The organism is Corynebacterium sp. HMSC034E11 (assembly GCF_001835905.1).
Lineage (GTDB): Bacteria > Actinomycetota > Actinomycetes > Mycobacteriales > Mycobacteriaceae > Corynebacterium > Corynebacterium coyleae.
Window position 1 is genome coordinate 282,870 of the sequence record NZ_KV826394.1, and the last position, 15,520, is coordinate 298,389.

A 15,520-nucleotide genomic window follows, 5' to 3' on the forward strand; every position below is an offset into this window, starting at 1 on the left:
GGCGGCGTAATCACCAGGTAGCCATCAGCGAGGTCAATATCCGGCACAAACTCCATAACGAAGGGCACGAGGACTTCCTTGCCGCGATAGTCGATCTCCAGAATCTTGCGATTCGGCGCATCCATCACGCCAGTAACCTCGCCAACTTCATCGCCGTCATGGCGGACCTTCAACCCGATGAGTTCGTGGTTGTAGTACTCGTCGGAATCCTCGTCGCGCTCCAGAGGTTCTGCAAAAAACTTCATGCCACGCAGACTGTCCGCGGCAGTGCGGTCTGGCACCTCCTCAAAACTGACGAGGAGGCGCTTCTGATGAGGCCGAACCGTCTTCACAGTCAAGTGCTGTTCCTTGCCAGCCTGGCGGCCAGTGAGCACCTCGCCGACAACAATGTGGTCTTCAGACTCGTCGGCGAGTAGCTCGACTGCTACCTCACCCTTCACGCCATGCGACTTCACGACGCGGCCAATGTTGAGCTCCATAATCGGCTACGGTAGCAGCCCCACAAATTGCCCTTGTCGGCCTACCAGACCTTGTCGCCACGAACTGTGGCGTCGAAGCCGCCGTCGATAAAGACAACCTGGCCGCACAGGTGGGTATTCTCCTCACTGGTCAGCCATGCAATGAAGCTGGCCGCAGCCTCTGCCGGCATCCAACCGTTCAGCGGCATCGGCACCTGTGCCAACTGCGCACGACCTTCGTCGGTGTTGCGCAGCTCTTCAGTCATCGGGGAAATCACAACGGCCGGCGCAATAGCGTTCAGCGCAATGCCCTTGCCAGCCCACTCCTCGGAGATCGCGTTCTTGCGCACCCAACGAGCAATGGCCTGCTTAGAGGACGAGTAGTTAAGGTATGCAACCTCGGGGCCCTGGTCAGCAAGTTCCTGACCGCGCTTGACAGTGGCTTCCTCATCACCAGCAAGCATCGCCTCAATGAGCTGATCGTCAGCCGGCTGCAGTGATGCGATCGACGCCGTCACCACAGCGCGCGGCGCATCCGACTCCTCCAGCAGCGGACGAAGCCCCTCAAGCGTTGCCACCGCGCCGAAGTAGTTCACCTGCGCGGTCTTCGGCGTCGGCGCCTGCATACCTGCATTCGCAATGACGCCGTCGAGCTTTCCTTCGGAAAGCTTGGTTGCCTCATCGACGAGTGCCTGTCGGCCCTCAACAGTTGTGAGATCCGCATTGATATCCGCATTCGCAATATCGGCAGTAATCACCTTGTGGCCGCGAGAAGTAAGCAACTCCGCAGTCGCCTTGCCAATGCCGCCCGCGCCACCAGTCACCAAAAACGTACGAGCCATGATCCGCTCCCCTTTCGATTAGGAAATGTCTACATGCCCAACCGTACGCAAGTTTTGCAAAGCTGCAGCACGAAAAACCCCGCACCGGCACGAAAAGTGTGCGGTGCGGGGTGTCGTCGATAAGCGAAAGGCTTATGCCTCCTCGGCCGGAGCCTCCTCAGACTCAGCCTCAGCAGCCTCGCCCTCGGCCTCTGCAGCCTCGGCCTCTGCGGCAGCTGCAGCCTCAGCAGCTGCCTTAGCCTCAGCGTCTTCCTTAGCCTTCTTGCGCTTCTCGGTGATCGCCTCAGCGGTCGGGCCGTTCTTAGCCTCTTCCAGAGCCTGGTTGAACAGGTCGAGCTTGGACGGCTTCTCCTCAGCAACCTTGAGGGTGCCCTCAGCACCGTCGAGGCCCTTGTGCTTCTGCCAGTCGCCGGTCACCTTCAGCAGCGCGAGCACCGGCTCGGTCGGCTGTGCGCCGACACCCAGCCAGTACTGAGCGCGCTCGGAATCGATGCGGATGAGCGACGGCTCTTCCTTCGGGTGGTAGATGCCGATGTTCTCGATGACAGCACCGTCACGACGGGTGCGAGCATCAGCGATGACGACACGGTACTGAGCGTTGCGGATCTTGCCAACGCGCTGCAGCTTGATCTTGACAGCCATGGTGTACTTCCTTTAGGTCACTGGGCAGTGCAGACACCCGCCGCTTCTCGACGAGCCGGTTCAACCCTTCTTATTTACCCTGCGCGTGCCTGGCCGGTCGACCATCCCCTCCCAGGCAACCTGGGAAGGATCCAGACGGATCCGGCGCGTACGCAGTTATAGACTTGTCGTGCCAAACGCCAACAATGACGTCAGACAACCTTTGACACCTTACGGGCTAAAACCCCAAGACACCAAACTCCCGCACGGCAATGCCTTGCAATGCCCCGGTGTGGCTGGTTCGGTCATGCAAAGTTCAGACTGTATGGTCTTTACCGATTGCGACGCGCATTGCCAGCTGCAATACACGTCGCCTGTAACGAAATAGAAGTAGTTGACAAGGTTGGACACGATGGCAGGACAATCGGCACAGTCGACAAAAGGCTCGACCGCATACCGCGTCGACCTCGATGGGCTGCGTGGATACGCCATCGCACTCGTCGTCCTGTTCCACGTCTTCGTCGGACGTGTCTCTGGTGGCGTCGACGTCTTCCTGCTGCTGTCCGGTTACTTTTTCCTTGGCGGGCAACTGCGATACGCCCTGCGTCCGAACCCAAACCTGAACCCGTGGTGGCCCCTGTGGCGCACCATCCGCCGACTCGTACCGGCGCTCGCACTTGTCATCGTTAGCGTTGTCCTTCTCGTTCTCGCGTTTACGCCAGAACTGATGAGCCAGCAGCTCGCGAGCCAAGTCACAGCGTCGATGCTGTACTACCAAAACTGGGAACTCATCGCCCAAAATGCCGACTACGCTGCAGCAAGCCAGGAAACATCCCCGCTACAGCACCTGTGGTCAATGTCGGTCCAGGGCCAGTTCTACATCTTCGGCATCCTCATGGGCACCCTATTGGCTGTTGCAGTATCGAAGCTCAAAGCCAACCCTGTCTGGGCGCGACGCGTAGCCATCGGAGTGCTGGCACTCATCACTATCGCCTCCTTCGCCTGGGCCTCCCGCTTCGGTTTCGTCGGCACCGGCGCCAACTACTACTCCACGTTCTCTCGCGCATGGGAACTCTCCCTCGGCGCACTGCTCGCCTTCGTACCAGCCGAGCGATTCTTCCCACAGCGTTTCGCCTGGTTCACTGCGCTACTCGGCGTCGCAATGATCACCATCACCGGCATCGTTATCCCAACGTCGCTCGCATTCCCCGGCCCCCTCACACTGCTGCCACTGACCGGTGCCGCACTGGTCATCCTGTCAGGCAACAGCAACGCTGTCTCCGGCGTGCTGGCATCTGCACCCATGACCTGGCTGGGCAAGATCGCTTACTCGCTCTACCTTTGGCACTGGCCGCTTTTGATCATCGTCACCGCCCTCGGCGGATACGCCGTTCCCCCAGCATGGCTCGGCGCATGTGTCATCGCCGTGTCCCTCGCCCTCGCACACATCACCCACATGCTGGTGGAAGATCCACTACGCCAGCATCGTGCGCGCCCGCGTGCCATGGATACGCCGGTGCGCGACGCGGGGTCGTCGCTACGCACGTGGCCCGGAAAATTCCGCGCAACGGGTGGTGTGCTCACCGCCGCTTTGTTTGCCGCAGCACTTGCCATCCAGCCAATCTGGAACGATCGTATCGACGACGCCGACAAACCCCTCGACCCCGCCATCTACCCAGGCGCACTCGCACTCGCCGGCGCCGAAGTCCCCGACGTCGAAGCCCGACCAGACCCGAACCTGGTTGCAGGCATCTACCCACCAATCGGGCTGGACAACTGCATGGTCTTCCTCCCCGAAGGCCCAGACATCATGCCGGGACCTCACTGCGTATACGGTGACCTGGAAGCCGACACCACCATCGCACTGGTCGGCGGCTCCCACATCGAACCATTCGGCATCCCACTGGACATCCTTGGCAAACGCCACGGCTTCAAAGTTGCAACATTCGTGCGCCAAGAATGCCCACTCGTCGTCGGAGGCCCCTGGGACCCCGCCAACGCCGACATTGTCTCGCCAGAATGCGCAGAATGGGGCGAGAACGCGTTCGCAGAACTCGTCGAACTCAACCCTGCCATGGTGATCTCCACCTCCACACGCCCCGCAGGTCACGCAGGCGGTGGCATCGCCTCTCAGGACTACGTGCCTGACGCATACGCAAACTTCTGGCAACGCCTCGCTGAATACGGCATCCCATTCGTCGGCCTGCGCGACAACCCATGGATGTTCAACCCCGACGGCGACCCAATGGACCCCAACCTGCGCCTCGTAGCCGGATACTCCGAAGCCGACTGCTCCATGGACGCACACGTGGTCTACTCCCCTGAAGACCCTGCGAAGTACTTCCTCGACGGCGGCTACAACCAGTGGGAAATCGACACCGCCAGCTGGTACTGCATCGACGGCATCTGCCCGCCACAGATCGGCAACATTTACATCTACCGCGACCAGAATCACATCTCCAACGCGTACGCCGAATCGCTCGCCCCATTGATGTGGGAAGAGCTCACCCCGATCTTCAACAAGCTTGGGCTTATCGACGACACCACGCTGGCCCCCGAAACCGCCACCGACTCTGCCCAAGATGGCGAAGAGGCCAACACCCTCTAAAGTGCTGGCCTCTCCCCCCCTTTGATCTGTGAAGCGTTCGCGCTGCGGCGCGCTGCGCGCTAGAAGAACTTCCCCTTCTGCATACGCTTCATCGCCTCGTTGAAATCGAGGTTGTTGAGATCCATGCCCTGCATGCCCGCAGGAAGCTGGCTCTGCAACTTTTCCAAATCCTTCATATCCGGCATACCGCCACCCATGCCCGGCATTCCTGGCATTCCTGGCATCCCTGGCATCTTCGGCATGCCCTGATTTCCACCGCGCTTCACCGGCTTGCGCTTGCCGTTCTTGCCCCGGCGACCCTTCGGCTTCTTCTTAGTAGCGCTTCGGCCCATGCCAGGCATACCCGGCAAGCCGAACTGGCTGGCCATCTGCCCCATCATCTTCTTCGCCTCGAAGAAGCGCTCCACCAACTGGTTCACATCCGAGACCTTCACACCGGAACCGTTAGCGATGCGCTTGCGGCGCGATGCGTTCAAAATCTTCGGATCCTGGCGCTCCTGAGGAGTCATACCGCGAATGATGGCCTGGATACGGTCGAGCTGCTTCTCGTCGACCATGTCCGCCATCTGGTTCATCTGCTTGCCGCCAGGCATCATCTTGAGCAGGTTGCCAATCGGCCCCATGCGACGAATCATGAGCAACTGGTCGAGGAAGTCCTCCAGTGTGAGTTCGCCGGAAGCCAACTTGGTTGCGGCTGCCTCAGCGTCCTGCTCGTTATAAGTCTGCTCAGCCTGCTCAATCAGCGACAGCAGATCACCCATGCCGAGAATACGGCTGGACATGCGGTCCGGGTGGAACACGTCGAAGTCGTCGAGCTTCTCGCCAGACGACGCAAAGAGAATCGGCTTGCCCGTGACCTCACGGATGGACAGCGCGGCACCGCCACGGGCGTCGCCATCAAGTTTGGTCAGTGCAACACCAGTGAAGTCGACGCCAGCAGCGAACGCCTCGGCGGTAGACACCGCATCCTGACCGATCATCGCATCAATAACGAAGATGACCTCATCCGGATTCACTGCATCACGGATGTTGCGGGCCTGAGTCATCAGGGTCTCATCGATACCGAGGCGGCCCGCAGTATCGATGATGACCACATCGTTTTTGTTCTGCTTGGCGTGCTCAATACCCTGCTGCGCCACCGCAACCGGATCACCGTGCGAGGTGCCCATCTCGTGCTCATACGAGTCGATGGACGTACCCGGATCCGGGGCAAACGTCGGCACACCAGCGCGCTCACCAACAATCTGGAGCTGCTGCACCGCACCCGGGCGCTGCAAGTCACACGCCACCAACATCGGGGTGTGGCCCTGCTTAGCCAAGTGCTTAGCCAACTTACCTGCCAGGGTGGTCTTACCAGCACCTTGCAGACCGGCGAGCATAATCACGGTCGGCGGGTTCTTCGCCAAATTCAACCGGCGAGTCTCACCGCCGAGAATGTTTGTCAGTTCCTCATCAACAATCTTGATGACCTGCTGCGCCGGATTCAGCGCTGCCGAAACATCGGCACCGAGGGCACGCTCCTTGACACGCTTAATAAACGCACGCACAACCGGAAGCGACACGTCCGCCTCCAGCAACGCGATACGAATCTCGCGAGCCGTGGCGTTAATATCCTCCTCGGTGAGCTTGCCCTTGCCTCGCAGACCACCCAGGGCTGATTGGAGGCGGTCGGACAGTGACTCGAACACGGTGTGCACGCTCCCTTTTGCTTCTAGCGGAAAAGAACCCCCACAAGACTAGCGCGCGCCCCGGGTGATGGGCACATCACCGGGGGCGCGGGGTCGTCGACAAGCAAGCGCTTAGCCGAGAAGAGCGTCGACGAAACTCTCAACCTCAAACGGCGCAAGATCGTCCGCGCCCTCACCAAGACCAACCAGCTTTACCGGCACACCAAGTTCCTCCTGAACCTGGAAAACGATACCGCCCTTGGCGGTGCCGTCGAGCTTGGTCAGCACCACACCCGTGATGTCAACAACCTCACGGAAGACACGCGCCTGCGCAATGCCGTTCTGCCCCACCGTCGCGTCGAGCACCAGCAACACCTCATCGACGTTGCTCTTCTTCTCCACGACGCGCTTGACCTTGCCCAGCTGATCCATCAGACCCGTGGAGGTGTGCAGGCGGCCCGCCGTATCGACGAGCACCACATCAGCACCCTCGTCAACACCAGTTGCCACAGCATCGAAGGCCACCGAAGCCGGGTCCGCACCCTCCTTGCCACGAACCGTGGAAGCGCCGACGCGCTTGCCCCAGGTCTCCAACTGGTCCGCAGCCGCCGCGCGGAACGTATCCGCAGCACCAAGCACCACCGAGTGCCCCATAGACACGAGCACACGAGCAAGCTTGCCGGTAGTCGTCGTCTTACCGGTGCCGTTGACACCGACAACCAAGATCACGGCCGGTTTGCCGTCATTCGGCATCGCCTTAATCGAACGGTCGAGCTCCGGACGGGCAGCCTCAATCAGAGTTTCGCGCAGCATCGCACGAGCCTGCGCTTCGTTTTCCACACCACGCTCAGCGATCTTCTCGCGCAGGTTGTCCGTGATCTTCATCGTCAGACCCGCACCGATATCGGCCAAGATCAGCGTGTCTTCAATCTCCTCCCACGCGTCCTCGTCCAGATCGCCAGCGGAAAGAATGCCAAGCAGACCCTGGCCGATGGCGTTCTGAGAACGGGAAAGGCGGCCACGAAGCTTGCCCATGCGACCTGCTGCTGGAGCGATGTCATCGATCGGTTCGCTCGCGGGGGCCTCAACAACGACAGCCTCATCGGAAACCTCAGCGCCATCCTGGAGCGCCTCTTCAGCACCCTCTTGAGCCACTACAGCAGCCGCAGCAGCCTCCTCTGCCTCCGCCGTGTCTGGTGTGTCTGGCGCATCGGGCGTTTCCGATTCGGCCTCAGGGGTTTCTGCCTCATCGACAACAGGTTCCGGCTCCGGTTCTGGAGCTGGCTTCGGCTCTGCTACCGGCTCAGGTTCTGGTGCCGGCTCCGGTTCTGGCACGGCACATTCTTCAACGACAGGCTCCTCCACAGGCCGCTCGGCCGGCTCCGGCTGATCTACCTCCGTGCTGGTGGTGTCGTCGACAAGCAATGGCTCTTCATCAGGCGCAACTGCTTTCTCGATAACAGTCTTCGGCTCCTGCTCGGCCTTTTCAGGCTCGACTACTGGCAGAACCGGCTGGTCACGACGAATCGGCTCCGGCTGCTTCGGCTGAGCATCCGCCGGTGCGAAATTGAAACCGCCCTTCGCCTGATAATTGCCGGATTTCTCCTGCTGAGTGAGCTCCTTCGGCTCCTCCGGCTTCTCAAACGAAACGGTCTTCGACTCCTTGCGCTTCTTCCCCGCAACGACGATGCCCACGATGATCAGCACGGCAACGACGACCGCAACCGCCACCCAAAGGGCCGGGGAGTTCATCAACTCAGTGGTATTCATGCGTTCTAGTGTGCCAGCCGCCACGACACAAGGTGGAACAGCAATAGACACATTGCTTATCGACGAATCAACGCTGCAGGTCAGGCCCATCCATACGAACGGGTGTTCGAATGTGTGGCGATCGTGTCGGCCTGGTCTGTAGCTTCATTTTCAACTCAGTTAGCAGCACACGTAGCCGAGAGGGGGACCCATGACAACCATCATCGACCAACACGTCAACCAGATCACCGCTGGACTAGAAGCGCTGTCCAACCTCATGATGGAACCCGACTCCCTCCACCTCCTCGGCACCCACCAAGCAATAGAGCGGCTACACGGCTCATTGCCACTGCTCGGAAACGTCAACGCCGCCTTCGCACATCTCTGCACAAGGGACAATGCCGGATCCCTGGTCGGCGCCAACCATCCCGTGGAATACCTCACGCAACGCCTCGGCCTCTCCCGTGCCCAGGCGTTCGACCTCCTCAACCACGGCAAGCGCCTCTTCGGCGAGCCCGACATCCCAGTCCCACCAACTAACCCGGAACAAACCGAAGAGGACAAGCGAGCCGCAGAAGAAGAAGCACAACGACGCAAAGAACAAGAAAAGAAAGCCCAGGAACGCGCCCGCAAGGCTGCACGAGAAAAGAAAGCCTCCGAAGAAAAGAAGCGCATTATCTCCAACGCGCTCAAGGACCTCAACGAACACGCCAACCCGGGCTACCTCGAGTGCTACTCCCAAGCCATGGAAGCCGCAGCACGCATGACCCCCGAAGAGCTCCGGAAGTTCGTCACCGACCTCGTCCGCAAAGCCAACCGCGCGGGGCTGGACTACGAAAAGAAAAAGGACCCCCTAGCCGCGTTTAAAAAACGAGGCATCTCCTTCGGACCCACCGATGCAGACGGCGGCTCCTACGCCCGGCTCTACCTTGACGCCGCATCACGCGCAAAATTCGAAGCAGCCCTCGCCGCCGGAGAAGCCCCCGGCTCTCACCTACCCGACGGCTCCAAAGACACCCGCACGAAACAACAACGCCGCTTCGACCAACTCATGCACATCCTGGATAACTACTCCCAGGCACGTATCACGCGCGACCGCGGCATCGGAACCGTTGTGGTGACACTGACCCTGGAAGATCTGGTCGGTGCTGATTGGCAAACACGCTTTTCCACCAATACCAGTGTGGATCTCACTGCCCTCGACATTCTTCACCTGGGCTTAGCAGGAGACACTTTTGCTCTCCAACTCGACTCTGCAACCGGTGTGCCACTATCACTCGGACGCGCCCGCCTCGCGTCGATTGAACAGCGCCTCGTCCTACTCGCTACCCAAGGTGTCTGCGCCTGGAACGGGTGCACCAAACCTGGCGTCGAACTCGAAGCCCACCACCTGCAGTCCTACCTCCACGGAGGTGTCACTGACCTCAATAACCTGATACTGCTATGTCGCGAACACCACAGATGCAACAACGACAACAGAGACGGAGCCGGTGGTAAGGGTCACTTCGAAAAAGACCCCGACACTTGGGACATCACCCACCATCCAGCCGACGGCGGGCCACCGACCACGACCAGCACATGGCAGTTCGAACAGTCACCCGGTCAGCGGCATAAACGAAAAATTCGGGACAAACACCCAAGTTTCGACGACCAAGAACTACCGGGAACAGATCCACCCCTGTTCGCACCGGACACCGGGTAGCCATCTTGCGCTGTGCTACGCCCCAGGTGCTACACCCCAGGCGCTGCACCGGCAGGTTGCATGCGTTGAGACAGCACTCGAGTGACGCCATCGCCACGCATAGTCACGCCATAAAGCACGTTCGCAACATCCATCGTTGGCTTCTGGTGCGTGATCACAATGAGCTGCGAATCCTGACGGAGTTCCTCCAGAAGGGCAATGAGCCGGCGCAGGTTGACGTCGTCGAGCGCCGCCTCAACTTCGTCGAGCACATAAAACGGACTTGGACGCGCACGGAAGATAGCGACCAGAAACGCCAAGGCTGTCAGCGATTTTTCACCACCGGAAAGCAGCGAAAGCCGCTTGACACGCTTACCCGGTGGCCGAGCCTCAATTTCAATGCCGGTGGCCAACATGTCGTCTGGCTCGGTGAGCACCAAGCGCGCCTCACCACCCGGGAAGAGCGTCTGGAACACTCGCGGGAACTCGGCCTCCACATCCGTCCAGGCATCGGTGAACAACTGCAAGATCTGTGCGTCAACGTCCTCGATCACACCAGTGAGGTCTTTGCGCGCCTGAATAACATCATCAAGCTGCGTAGAAAGAAACGAATACCGCTCCTCCAACGCCTTGTATTCCTCCAATGCCAGCGGGTTGACCTTACCCAGCGCGCGCAGATCCTTTTCTGCCCGCTTGAGACGTTTCTCTTCTGCTTCGCGGTCAAAGTCCTCACCTGGGGTGTACCCATCAAGCAGATCGGCTACGGCGATGCCCAGGGTGGAGGTGATGTTGGCTTCGGCTTCGTCGATACGCACCTGTGCTTGCGAGCGGGCAATATCGGATGCGTGTGCGTTGTCGGTCAATCGAGACAATTGTTGGCGCGTGGCATTGACCTGCTGACGAGCTTGCTGCAACTGCCCCTGCAGGCTTGCGGTCTGGGCGGAGAGCTCATCGCGTTGCGCCGTCGCGCGTGCCAACGCGTCCTCGATTCGGGCGGCAAGGTCGCGCGCGTGCTTCTCGACGACCCCCGCTAGCTCCGCCTCTGCTCGACGCCTTGCCATCGCAGCGTCATGGCGGGCTTTCGCCTGACGTTCTTGCTCGGCTTGGCGGCGTAGCGCGTCTCCCTTGCCCGCTTCCGCCTCTGCCCGCTGTTGTGCAGTACGCGCGGCGAGGACGGCCTCCATTTCCATGGATTTGATGTGGTTTAGCGCGTTTCGGGCAGCGTCGCGTTCGGCAGATGACGGCTCCTCGGGTGAGGCGGATACATCCGTGTCCACTCGGGTGAGACGGTCGCGAGTTTCTTCCAGTTCGGCGCGGCGTTGCGCAAGCCGTGCGTCAGCTTCGTTGGCGCGCTGCGCAGCTCGTTCGTGCTCCGACTTGTTCGCTTCAGCTTGCTTGACCAGGCGGGTGCGATCGCGTCGCCAGGCTTCGAGTTCGGTGTCGTGTTCTCGAAGAGACGCACGCGCCGACGCGGCGTTGACTCGGGCTTCTTCCGCCGCAACCTTCGCACCTTCAAACGTGCCTGCGAGTTCGCTGAGTTGTTGGCGGGCCGTTTCAAGTTCCACGCGAGCAGCCTCGATGCGGGCGGAGACTTCAACCGTGGTTGCTTGCCCGGAGCCGGCTGCGATCCAGCCTTCGCCGACAAGTACGCCGTCGTGTGTGACGGCTCGTAATCTCGGGTCTTGTTCGACGACGGCACGAGCCAGCTCAACATTTTTTGCGACCACAGTGTCAGCGAGCAAACGTGTCACCGGACCAGCCACTGCATCGTCCAGCGTGACGTGGTCGAGCAGCCAGTCCACCTCAACGTCGGTCTCCAGGCGCCATGTGGAGCCGCCTCGCTTATCGACGACCACCGTACGACTCGCATTCCCCAACCGCGACACGGTCTCGTCGGACACATCACCTGCGAGCGCTTCGGCATAGTCGCCGAGGGCCGCCGCAAGCGCTGTTTCCAAACCTGCCTCTGTAGTCAGCAAACCCGCTAGCGGTGAGAAACCGTCGAGCAATTCGGCGGCATCCATTTTCGGCGTCTGCTCAGACAGCGTTGCAATGCGCGATTCAAGCGTTGCTACGTTGCGTTCGTGTTCGCGCTGCTCAGCACGAAGTTGCTCTAGGCGCTTCTCTGCAGCGTCAGATTCGGTGTGGGCGCGGGCGAATGCGGCGTCGAGTGGAGCGCGTTCCGCCTGAAACGCCGCGATGCGTTCCTCAACGGACACAACCTCAGCGTCAGCTTGGCGTGCACGTTCACGGGTTTCTTGAAGCGTCTCGTCGAAACGCCGAATCTCCTCCTCAGCAGCTTCAACCGCTTGCGCCTGCGATTCTTCTTGAGCAAGCAGTCGCACTACGCCTTCGCGACGGTCCGCGATCGCACGCACCTGCGCCATGTGTTCGCGCTCAGCTTCATCGAAAGCTTCCTGTCGTTCCGCGACTTCTTCTCGTACCGTTTCCAGCTGTTCTGCTGCTTCTTCGGCTGCTTCGACGGCTTCCGCGTAGCGTTCGTCGGCAATCCGTGCCCGTGCTTCGAGGTCTTCCGGGTCTTGCCCGGCATAGGCAACATCGGCGTTGTGGCTCCGAGCACGCTCCGATGCGATGCGTTCCGTAGCACTCGCCCGTTCCGCCAGCGTCGATAGCGCAAACCACACCTGCTGTGCTTCTTGTGCTTTGGGCTGTACTTCCTGCTGCTGTGCTTCGATGCTCTCCTGCGCTTCGGTGTATTCCTCGAGTTGCGCGGTAACGGTTTCTACCTGTTCTTCGAGGAGTTCGGCGGCGCGGGCGGCGTCGGAAAGCTTCGCTCGCAAACGCACGACTTGGTCACCTGCGAGTTTGAGTTTGGCGTCGCGCAGTTCGGCCTGCACCGCCGCCCCACGCTTCGCGGCTTCTGCCTGCCGCGCCAACGGTTTGAGTTGCTTGCCCAGTTCGTCGGTGAGGTCGGTGAGGCGATCCAGGTTCGCCTGCATGCCGACAAGTTTGCGCTGTGCCTTCTCTTTACGACGACGGTGCTTCAGTACACCAGCGGCTTCTTCGATAAACGCGCGACGTTCTTCAGGGCGCGAATCAAGGATTTCGGAGAGTTTGCCCTGGCCGACAATGATGTGCATTTCGCGGCCGATACCGGAGTCGGACAGCAGCTCCTGAATGTCCATGAGACGTGCTTTGGAGCCGTTGATTTCGTATTCGGACGCACCGTCGCGGAACATGCGGCGAGTGATTGCTACATCGGTGTAGTCGATGGGCAATCGTTTGTCGGTGTTGTCGAAAGTAAGCGTGACTTCGGCACGTCCGAGTGGTTTGCGCCCGCCGGCACCGGCGAAGATGACGTCTTCCATCTTCCCGCCACGCAGGTTTTTCGCACCTTGCTCGCCCATCACCCACGCGAGTGCATCGACGACGTTGGATTTTCCCGAGCCGTTCGGCCCGACGACGGCGCAAATGCCCGGTTCGAATTTCATGGTTGTCGCGGACGCGAAAGACTTAAATCCTTTGAGCGTCAGCGATTTCAGGTGCATTCGCGCAATATTACCCGCTCGGGCGCGGCTTTTAGCGTTCGTCGAACCCTACCGCACCCTTCGGTGCGCTGTACTGGGCTTGCACATGGTTCACGCGCCCAGGGCGCCCCGAACCAGAGGGTGTTTCCCGCAAGAGCTTTTCAAGCTTTTCGACGCCACCCTGCTCCCCCTCCGCAACCACTTCAACGCGGCCATCTGCAAGGTTCTTGGCGTATCCCGCAAGTCCAAGTTCGAGGGCGCGGGAGCGTGTCCACCAGCGAAACCCAACCCCCTGGACTTCGCCGTGGACGTGGGCGGTCATGCGTTTCTCAGCCATACCGCCCGAGAATACAACTTAGATGCGGTCGTCTGCGCTGCGTCGGGTGACGGGGTCGGAGCCGTCCCAGAACTCAACGTTCTTGACTTCCGGCAGCATGTCGCGGTGGAAGACAGGGTCTTCTCCTCGGCGACGCTGTTCGTTGTAGTTCTTCAGCAGCTTCAGCGCTACCCCGCCGAGCGGAACGATTGCGATGATGTTGAAAAGCGCCAGAAGACCGGCCATCGTGTCGCCGAGGGCCCAAACGAGCGGCACAGATCCGAACGCACCGAAGATGACGAAGCCGAGAACAACAATGCGGAACGTGGTCAACGCGGACTTGGAGTCGGTGAGGTACTGCAAATTAGCTTGCGCCAAGTAGTAGTTACCGATCACGGAAGAAAACGCCAGGAAGAACAGGATGCATGTGATGGCGTGTGCGCCCCAGGCGCCGACAGAATCGGCGAGTGCAGACTGCGTCAGCGAGGCACCCTGGATGTCATCGCGGCCATAGGTGATTGCGGGGCCGAGCAGTACAACAAACGCGGTGATGGAGCACACGAGCAGGGTGTCAAAGTACACGCCGAGGGCCTGCACAAGTCCCTGCTTAACGGGGTGAGACACGGTCGCAGTCGCGGCAGCATTTGGTGCCGAACCCATGCCTGCCTCGTTGGAGAACAAACCACGACGCATACCGTGTGCGAAGGCTGCGCCAACGGTCGCGCCCGCAACCTGCTTGAGGCCGAGAGCGTGGCCAACGATGAGTTCGAACATGCCTGGGATCTCGCGCCAATTGATCACCAGCACTGCGAGGCCAATCAAGATGTAGGCACCGGCCATGAACGGAACGATCACCTGGGTCCAAGATGCAATGCGGGTAACGCCACCGAAGATGATGAGCGCGGTGAGTGCGGCGACGACACCAGCCACGATGGTTTTCACAGCGACAGAGTCGTTGCCCAACGAGCCGGAAACCGCTTCAGCGATGGAGTTGGTTTGGATGGCGTTGTACACAAAGCCGTAAGTGATGGCGAGGAAGGCAGAGAACAGCACCGCGAGTGGCTTCCATCCAAGGCCGCGGGTCATGTAGTAGGCCGGACCGCCGTGGTAATTGCCGTCGCTGTCCTTGGTTTTCCACAGCTGGGCCAGCGTGGATTCGACGAATGCGGTCGCACCACCGAGCAAGGCGAGCATCCACATCCAGAACACCGCACCCGGGCCACCGATGGAGATTGCCAGTGCGACACCGGCGATGTTGCCGGTGCCGACACGAGAGGCGGCAGAGATGGTGAAAGCCTTGAAGGCCGACAAGCCACCGTACTCTTCATCGAGGTCGCGGCCCTCGCGGTCTTTGCCCTTCGGGGTTTCTGCAACGGCTTTGAGCATGTCCGGGAACATGCGGATTTGAACGAATAATGTGCGCAAGCCGAAGTAGATGCCGGCAGCAACGAGGAACCACGGTACGAGGCTCCAAATCACGCCATTGAGCGATCCCTCGACAAATGAGGTAGCTGAATCCATGGCGGGCAGCTTATCCCTGGGTTGTCTCAATTACCCAACGTGATCGAGCGCACTACCCCTCTATGGATTTGGTCTGTACCTCTCCGGGTTGGATTGGCCCGTGGGTGCCAAACTCGCGTTGCCAGTACAGCAGCGGGCAGTTTGCGGTAACTTCGGTGGCAGTGACGTCAACCAAGACGAGGAAGTGGTCCCCTGCTTCGATGATGCGGCTAACGTTGCCGGCGATCCAGGTGTGGTCGCCGGCAAGTTTCGGTGCGCCGTCGGCAATGCGCCAATCCACCCCCGCGAAACGATCCTCGAGCTTGTCAGCGAACCTGCGCGCCAACTCGTTCTGTTCGGTGGACAGCACGTTGATACCGATCGGTGAGCCGATCTCCAACCTCGCGAGCAGCGATGACTTCTGGTCTAGCGAGACCAGCACCATCGGTGGTTCGAGAGAAAGTGACATGAATGCGCTGACCGTTGTGCCGTGTGCCGATGCTTGCGTCCCTGTCGTCACAATGGCAACTGCAGCGGCAACCTGGGACATCGCGACTTTGAACGTCTGCTGATCAACCATGTCTTCTAAC

11 protein-coding genes are annotated in these 15,520 nt (G+C 60.3%); 2 read left to right on the forward strand and 9 right to left on the reverse strand.

The window, feature by feature from the left end:
• From rimM to rpsP, 3 genes are all read right to left on the reverse strand, one after another.
• Positions 1 to 479: ribosome maturation factor RimM (gene rimM / locus HMPREF2690_RS05380; RefSeq protein ID WP_070820419.1), on the reverse strand; the 479-nt coding region annotated here is incomplete at its 3' end.
• A gap of 41 nt (positions 480 to 520) precedes the next feature.
• Positions 521 to 1,300, reverse strand: a complete 780-nt coding sequence (locus HMPREF2690_RS05385) for an SDR family NAD(P)-dependent oxidoreductase (protein WP_070483910.1) — start codon at positions 1,298 to 1,300, stop codon at positions 521 to 523.
• Positions 1,301 to 1,432: 132 nt separating this feature from the next.
• Positions 1,433 to 1,942 (reverse strand): 30S ribosomal protein S16, encoded by a 510-nt coding sequence (rpsP, locus tag HMPREF2690_RS05390; protein WP_070483912.1) that lies wholly within the window; start codon positions 1,940 to 1,942, stop codon positions 1,433 to 1,435.
• A 391-nt stretch (positions 1,943 to 2,333) separates the two neighbouring features.
• Between rpsP and HMPREF2690_RS05395 the strand changes: the two genes are divergently transcribed.
• Entirely contained in the window at positions 2,334 to 4,529 is a 2,196-nt protein-coding gene (locus tag HMPREF2690_RS05395) for an acyltransferase family protein (protein ID WP_070820341.1), read from the forward strand.
• Between the two features lie 59 nt (positions 4,530 to 4,588).
• On the opposite strand, the gene ffh is transcribed toward HMPREF2690_RS05395, so the two are convergent.
• Positions 4,589 to 6,217 carry a signal recognition particle protein gene (gene ffh / locus HMPREF2690_RS05400; protein WP_070422388.1) on the reverse strand — a complete coding sequence of 543 codons (1,629 nt, stop codon included), beginning with the start codon at positions 6,215 to 6,217 and terminating at the stop codon, positions 4,589 to 4,591.
• Between the two features lie 111 nt (positions 6,218 to 6,328).
• A complete protein-coding gene (ftsY, locus tag HMPREF2690_RS05405; protein WP_246819512.1) occupies positions 6,329 to 7,966 on the reverse strand; it encodes a signal recognition particle-docking protein FtsY in 1,638 nt (545 codons plus the stop codon).
• A 190-nt stretch (positions 7,967 to 8,156) separates the two neighbouring features.
• On the opposite strand from ftsY, the gene HMPREF2690_RS05410 reads away from it, so the two are divergent.
• A complete protein-coding gene (locus HMPREF2690_RS05410) occupies positions 8,157 to 9,647 on the forward strand; it encodes an HNH endonuclease signature motif containing protein (protein WP_070483915.1) in 1,491 nt (496 codons plus the stop codon).
• A 29-nt stretch (positions 9,648 to 9,676) separates the two neighbouring features.
• Here the strand turns inward: HMPREF2690_RS05410 and smc are convergent, their stop codons facing one another.
• The 4 genes from smc to HMPREF2690_RS05430 are packed head-to-tail and all read right to left on the reverse strand — an operon-like array spanning position 9,677 to position 15,510.
• The gene (smc, locus tag HMPREF2690_RS05415; protein ID WP_070820342.1) at positions 9,677 to 13,135 is read right to left on the reverse strand and encodes a chromosome segregation protein SMC; all 3,459 of its coding nucleotides are present in this window, start codon (positions 13,133 to 13,135) and stop codon (positions 9,677 to 9,679) included.
• Positions 13,136 to 13,166: 31 nt separating this feature from the next.
• Positions 13,167 to 13,451, reverse strand: a complete 285-nt coding sequence (locus HMPREF2690_RS05420) for an acylphosphatase (protein ID WP_070422246.1) — start codon at positions 13,449 to 13,451, stop codon at positions 13,167 to 13,169.
• Positions 13,452 to 13,469: 18 nt separating this feature from the next.
• Complete coding sequence (locus HMPREF2690_RS05425; protein ID WP_070422245.1) at positions 13,470 to 14,951, reverse strand: alanine/glycine:cation symporter family protein; 1,482 nt, start codon at positions 14,949 to 14,951, stop codon at positions 13,470 to 13,472.
• Positions 14,952 to 15,003: 52 nt separating this feature from the next.
• Positions 15,004 to 15,510 carry a flavin reductase family protein gene (locus HMPREF2690_RS05430; RefSeq protein WP_070422244.1) on the reverse strand — a complete coding sequence of 169 codons (507 nt, stop codon included), beginning with the start codon at positions 15,508 to 15,510 and terminating at the stop codon, positions 15,004 to 15,006.
• Positions 15,511 to 15,520: the final 10 nt, after the last annotated feature.

What these genes read in the sequence shown, in the direction of transcription:
- smc (WP_070820342.1), bottom strand. Translation starts at nt 13,135, where the DNA reads ATGCACCTGAAATCGCTGACGCTCAAAGGATTTAAGTCTTTCGCGTCC.
- HMPREF2690_RS05410 (WP_070483915.1), top strand. Translation starts at nt 8,157, where the DNA reads ATGACAACCATCATCGACCAACACGTCAACCAGATCACCGCTGGACTA.
- HMPREF2690_RS05385 (WP_070483910.1), bottom strand. Translation starts at nt 1,300, where the DNA reads ATGGCTCGTACGTTTTTGGTGACTGGTGGCGCGGGCGGCATTGGCAAG.
- ftsY (WP_246819512.1), bottom strand. Translation starts at nt 7,966, where the DNA reads ATGAATACCACTGAGTTGATGAACTCCCCGGCCCTTTGGGTGGCGGTT.
- HMPREF2690_RS05430 (WP_070422244.1), bottom strand. Translation starts at nt 15,510, where the DNA reads ATGGTTGATCAGCAGACGTTCAAAGTCGCGATGTCCCAGGTTGCCGCT.
- rpsP (WP_070483912.1), bottom strand. Translation starts at nt 1,942, where the DNA reads ATGGCTGTCAAGATCAAGCTGCAGCGCGTTGGCAAGATCCGCAACGCT.
- HMPREF2690_RS05420 (WP_070422246.1), bottom strand. Translation starts at nt 13,451, where the DNA reads ATGGCTGAGAAACGCATGACCGCCCACGTCCACGGCGAAGTCCAGGGG.
- HMPREF2690_RS05425 (WP_070422245.1), bottom strand. Translation starts at nt 14,951, where the DNA reads ATGGATTCAGCTACCTCATTTGTCGAGGGATCGCTCAATGGCGTGATT.
- HMPREF2690_RS05395 (WP_070820341.1), top strand. Translation starts at nt 2,334, where the DNA reads ATGGCAGGACAATCGGCACAGTCGACAAAAGGCTCGACCGCATACCGC.